Annotated in this window: 5 protein-coding genes; 4 read left to right on the plus strand and 1 reads right to left on the minus strand. The window is 36.3% G+C overall.

Annotated elements, in window-relative coordinates:
- Nucleotides 1–49 precede the first annotated feature (49 nt).
- The 4 genes from AC1DNH_RS01235 to AC1DNH_RS01250 all read left to right on the plus strand — a co-directional run bounded on the left by AC1DNH_RS01235 (nucleotide 50) and on the right by AC1DNH_RS01250 (nucleotide 4492).
- Nucleotides 50–1189, plus strand: a complete 1140-nt coding sequence (locus tag AC1DNH_RS01235; protein WP_477611204.1) for a cystathionine gamma-synthase — start codon at nucleotides 50–52, stop codon at nucleotides 1187–1189.
- Nucleotides 1190–1650: 461 nt separating this feature from the next.
- On the plus strand, nucleotides 1651–2502 hold the full coding sequence (locus tag AC1DNH_RS01240; protein WP_477585250.1) for a TIGR02757 family protein: 852 nt from the start codon (nucleotides 1651–1653) through the stop codon (nucleotides 2500–2502).
- A gap of 115 nt (nucleotides 2503–2617) precedes the next feature.
- A complete protein-coding gene (locus AC1DNH_RS01245; RefSeq protein ID WP_477611190.1) occupies nucleotides 2618–3232 on the plus strand; it encodes a Crp/Fnr family transcriptional regulator in 615 nt (204 codons plus the stop codon).
- Nucleotides 3233–3844: 612 nt separating this feature from the next.
- On the plus strand, nucleotides 3845–4492 hold the full coding sequence (locus AC1DNH_RS01250) for a response regulator (protein ID WP_057934807.1): 648 nt from the start codon (nucleotides 3845–3847) through the stop codon (nucleotides 4490–4492).
- A 28-nt stretch (nucleotides 4493–4520) separates the two neighbouring features.
- Here AC1DNH_RS01250 and AC1DNH_RS01255 read toward each other — a convergent pair whose 3' ends face one another.
- Entirely contained in the window at nucleotides 4521–4706 is a 186-nt protein-coding gene (locus AC1DNH_RS01255) for a hypothetical protein (protein ID WP_477610629.1), read from the minus strand.
- Between the last annotated feature and the right edge of the window lie 517 nt (nucleotides 4707–5223).

Below are 5223 nucleotides of genomic sequence, written 5' to 3' on the forward strand. Positions count from 1 at the left end.
AATTTTATGTCTCACATCTCCTGTCTCATATCCCAAATCTTAAAAAAAAATGAAATTCGCAACTAAAGCTATACATGCAGGTCAAGAGCCTGATCCAACTACAGGTGCTGTAATGACACCGATATATCAAACCTCTACCTATTGGCAGAAATCTCCTGGAGACAATAAAGGCTACGAGTATTCGAGAGGAACAAACCCAACGCGTAAAGCTTTGGAAGATTGTTTAGCTGCTTTAGAAAATGCCAAATATGGTCTGGCTTTTTCGAGTGGAATGGGGGCAACAGATGCCGTATTGAAATTATTACAGCCTGGCGATGAAGTGATTACCGGAAATGATTTGTACGGTGGCTCATACCGGATCTTTACCAAAATATACACTAAATACGGAATCAAATTTCACTTTCTGGATCTATCTAAGCCAGAAAATATATTGCCCTACATTAATGATAAAACCAAATTGGTTTGGATAGAAACACCTACTAATCCTACCATGCAGATTATCGATATTGAAGGGGTGGCAAAAATTACAAAAGAGAAAAGTTTAATCCTGACCGTTGATAATACATTTGCATCGCCTTATTTACAAAACCCGATTGATCTGGGCGCTGATATTGTGATGCATTCGGTAACCAAATACATTGGTGGCCACTCTGATGTGGTAATGGGTGCTTTGGTAACAAATGATGAACAATTGTATAAAGACCTTTGGTTCATTTACAATGCCTGTGGTGCAACACCGGGTCCGCAAGATGCTTTTTTAGTGTTGAGGGGTATAAAAACGCTTCACCTTCGGATGAAAGCACATTGCGAAAATGGAGCGCGTATTGCATATTATTTAAAAACACATCCAAAGGTTGATAAAATTTACTGGCCGGGTTTTGAAGATCACCCTAATCATGATGTAGCTAAAAAACAAATGCGTGGATTTGGCGGTATGATTTCGATTACCTTAAAAGGTGCTGATCTGGAAGAAACTTTTAGAATCTCGTCTAATTTTAAAGTATTCACATTGGCTGAATCATTGGGCGGGGTAGAATCGTTAATTAACCATCCAGCAACGATGACACATGGCTCTATCCCGAAAGAAGAAAGAGAGAAAGTAGGTGTTACCGATAACTTGCTCCGTTTAAGCGTTGGGGTAGAGGATATCGACGATCTTTTAGAGGATCTGGCAAATGCATTAGCATAATATTTCGAGCGGGCAGATAAAATATTTGCCCGTTTTTTTTATTCCACAATAATAAATATTGCTGTTGCTAAGGAATAATTTATTTTAAATATAAGCGAAGTATATTATTGATTCATTTTTATCCCATAACTCATCCTTGCCTCGGCTCACCGCCGCCAGAGGGCTCTTTCTTTTTGGTGTCAAAAAGAAACAAAAAACACCGGCTGAAAATTTTTCTTTCGAAGTTAGTGGGAAGGCTAGGTCAGTGGAGCCCGAAAAATTTATTAGGCCGGATTTGAGTGGAACGAGGACACAGTGCTATGGCTTAGCTGGATGGAATATATAATCGCTAATTACCAGTGTATTAAAAAAAACTTCAACGATAGGCACGAAGCATCTTTTTCATCGGTTGCAGATGCTTCGTACCCTCAGCATGACAATCTGATAGATGGTAATGCTATTTTCGTTTAATCATCACATATATGCAGTTTTTAGAGCTAAAAAATTTCCTTGATAGTAAGGTTGAACAATACAATCAGCCAAATTTTATAGCAAACGATCCAGTTTGTATTCCGCATCTTTTCGAAAAAAAACAGGATATAGAAATTGCCGGCTTTTTTGCTGCGGTTTTAGCCTGGGGCCAGCGGAAAACAATTATTAATAAATGTAGGGAACTGCTGGGCCATATGGATAATGCGCCTTACGATTTTGTTGTCAATCATACCGATAACGATTTAAAACGTCTGCTGAACTTTAAACACCGCACATTCAATGATACCGACTTACTTTATTTTATTTCGTTTTTTAAGCAGCATTATCAAAACTTCGATAGCTTAGAGCAGGCATTTGTGCCAAGGCAAGATGTTTTTCGGACTGATTATTTAGAAGTTTCATCTATAAAACCGGAGATAACATATGCCTCGGAAGTGTGTTATGCTGCTGAGCTTAACTTCTCGATAGAGCAGGCATTGAACCATTTCAGGCAGTATTTTTTCTCCTTAGAAGATTTTCCTCACCGCACGAAGAAACATATCTCCTCTCCAAAGCAAAAATCTACCTGTAAACGTTTAAATATGTTTTTGCGGTGGATGGTTAGGATAGATCAAAAAGGTGTTGATTTTGGTATCTGGAATACACTTCAGCCAAAAGATCTAATCTGTCCCTGCGATGTGCATGTTGATCGGGTAGGACGCTTGCTTGGACTGATTAATAGAAAGCAGACCGATTGGTTAACTGCAATTGAATTAACCGACAATTTGAAGCAGTTCGATCCCTCAGATCCGGTGAAGTATGATTTTGCATTATTTGGACTAGGTGTAGAAAAATTGCTTTAAAGTTTGAGAATTGAGAAAAGTCAAAAAAAAGTTCTTTTTTCAATTCAATCTTCCTATACTTACGTAGTGATCCTGCTTCGGTTTAGTAGGATTATGTCTATCCCAATGTTTCGCTATGATCGCAGTTAATTTATCTGATGAAGATAGGTGGAAGAAATATAATAATTTTTCTCCTCTAGTCTCAATTTTTAAGAAATTCCATCCGCTTAATGATGAAATAGAAAAGCGGATTAACCAGCATACCTTTCCGATCAGCTTCAAAAAAAATAAATACCTTGTTTCACCTGTAGACCGTAACAAATTCCTTTTTTTAATTATTAAAGGTGTAGTTAGGGGGTTTATTAAGGATGGGGACAACGAGATTACCACATGGATTGCCAAAGAGAATGAAATTGTAGGTACCATACGTAATTTGTGGATAGATGGCGATTCGGATGAGTATTTACAGGCATTGGAAGATGTAGATTTAGTTGCTATCCCGCATGTATTATCAGAATATCTTTACGAAAATTTTCCTGAAGCCAATATTGTTGGCAGAAAGATGATGGAATTATATTACCGCTCGGCAGAGGAACGTGCTTACCTGTGCCGGATTTCGTCAGCCGAAAAAAGATACAAACGGTTTTTGCTCTCATTTCCTGATTTAATTAACCGGGTTTCTTTAAAATACATTGCTTCTTTTTTAGCCATCAGGCTCGAAACATTGAGTAGAATTAGGGCTAAAATTTAATTCTATATTATTTTCTTGTTTTTAAAGTAAGAGGTTTAACATTTTAACAGGTCTTAAGTCCTTTAGTGAAAAGGAAATAATACTGCTGAACAAACAGCTTTATACAGCCAGAACCGCATTATTACCTTACCGCCGGGGTCTTGTTTCCGCTTTTGGAAGATTTTCAGGCTAAACCTTCTTTTCTGTTAAAAGATGACTGCGGAGGCGCACAAGTTTGGAACTGAATGCATTTTTGATGATCAAAAATTTTATCTGGGTAGGCGGTTCGTACCGCACAGGAGTAAAGCTGTATGATAAAAGCTATTTGTAGCGTGATCTTACACCCAGGAACTTGGCCGTAGCGGCAATACAGGTTTTTCCATCTGAGAAACTAGGGGCCGGCTATAGTTACGATTTCTCAATCGGTCCGCTACAGGCCTATAGCAGCGCTACACATGAGATTTCATAGTCGTATTTGTTCATTAAGCAAAATGTGAGATTGGGAGCACTAATGTGTTTTAAACAAAACTTTAAACTTGTGTATTATAATATTTACGCATTTAAACGAAAAATTAACTACAATTGCGTACAAAAAAATAACTTTTTATTAACTTGCACAATATTCTTAAAATAATGAAAACAAAAAATGCCGTAAGTACTTTTACTGTGCTCATCGCTGATGATCACGAGATCATCCGCCGTGGATTAAAAGGTTTAATATCAGACTTTTGGCCTGGTGTTGAAATTATTCATGCATCTACTCTAGAGCAGGCGCTTGTTGAAACAGAAAAATCGCCGAGTTTAATCATCATTGATGTGAACTTGCCCGGAGGTAACAACCTTAAGGTAATCGATCAGATTAAATTGGTTCAGCCAAACGCAAAAATCCTGGTATTTTCATCTTTGAATGAGAATATTTATGCTGTTCCATATTTAAAATCGGGTGCATCGGGTTACTTAACCAAAAATGCAGAAGAATCAGAAATTGTAACCGCTATTACTACGATTTTAGCAGGCAGTCGCTATTCAAGTAGAAATGTTAAGGAAAATATGTTCAACAGTATATTGGGTAATGATGCCGATAATCCTTTTACCAAACTTTCGGGTAGAGAATTAGAAGTAGCAGAATTACTAACAAAAGGGATTGGAGTATTAGAAATTTCTAACCAGCTAAATCTTCAAATGGGTACAGTAAGTACTTATAAGTTGAGACTTTTCCAAAAGCTAAAAATAAAAAGCATTATAGAACTTGCAGAAAAGATGAGTATCTACGAAAGATAAAAAGAGTATTTTACTCTTTTTATCTTTTTTAAGTCTTTTTGTTTTTATCTACAGTACCAAGCCCACTCTCTCCTGATTCGTTAGGTGTGGAGCCAGCCTGACCAAATTTATCTGAAGAACCCTTTCCGTTTTGATCGAAGGAGGCCTTTCCCTTTGCGCTTCCTTTATTTTTACGCTCTTTTTCCGCTGCGTTTTTATTGTCTTTAGTTTTCATAGCATACATGTTGATTATTATGTCAACATTTCAAAACACTCAAAGTTTTATTTAAGTCTTTCTAGTTAACGCCGAAATTCTATGTGAAATAATTTCCGGTTTTTAAAATGAATAAGTCATACAGAATTTTTATTTGTAGGCGCATTAGCTCCGACTTAAAACTAATATAGCTATAAGTTGTATTTATTTAGTTGATCAAGATCAAAATATCTGAATTATAGCTGTTTGCAGAATATGCCAGCACATGGTTTAAATGGATGTTTTATTTGGTAAATGTCAAATTAATATTTCCCGTATAATTAATTATACATAATTTAGACCTATCGTAATAATATTGATACTTAATAATATATCTTTGTGCACATAAATGAATAAAATGAACGACTAAAAATTATTGCTCATAGAATTTCAGTTTTTAAAACCATAGGTTTTAAGATTGCGTAAATACTTCTTGAAATAAAAAAGCTTTAGAACGGTATCATTCCCCCTAGTGATACAAGTACATATCATCCAGCGT

The sequence above is a fragment of the Pedobacter sp. 01N310 genome (assembly GCF_056399805.1).

Bases quoted from the DNA above. Each gene is read 5' to 3' on its own strand.
- AC1DNH_RS01250 (WP_057934807.1), top strand. From the start codon at position 3,845: ATGAAAACAAAAAATGCCGTAAGTACTTTTACTGTGCTCATCGCTGAT.
- AC1DNH_RS01235 (WP_477611204.1), top strand. From the start codon at position 50: ATGAAATTCGCAACTAAAGCTATACATGCAGGTCAAGAGCCTGATCCA.
- AC1DNH_RS01255 (WP_477610629.1), bottom strand. From the start codon at position 4,706: ATGAAAACTAAAGACAATAAAAACGCAGCGGAAAAAGAGCGTAAAAAT.
- AC1DNH_RS01240 (WP_477585250.1), top strand. From the start codon at position 1,651: ATGCAGTTTTTAGAGCTAAAAAATTTCCTTGATAGTAAGGTTGAACAA.
- AC1DNH_RS01245 (WP_477611190.1), top strand. From the start codon at position 2,618: ATGATCGCAGTTAATTTATCTGATGAAGATAGGTGGAAGAAATATAAT.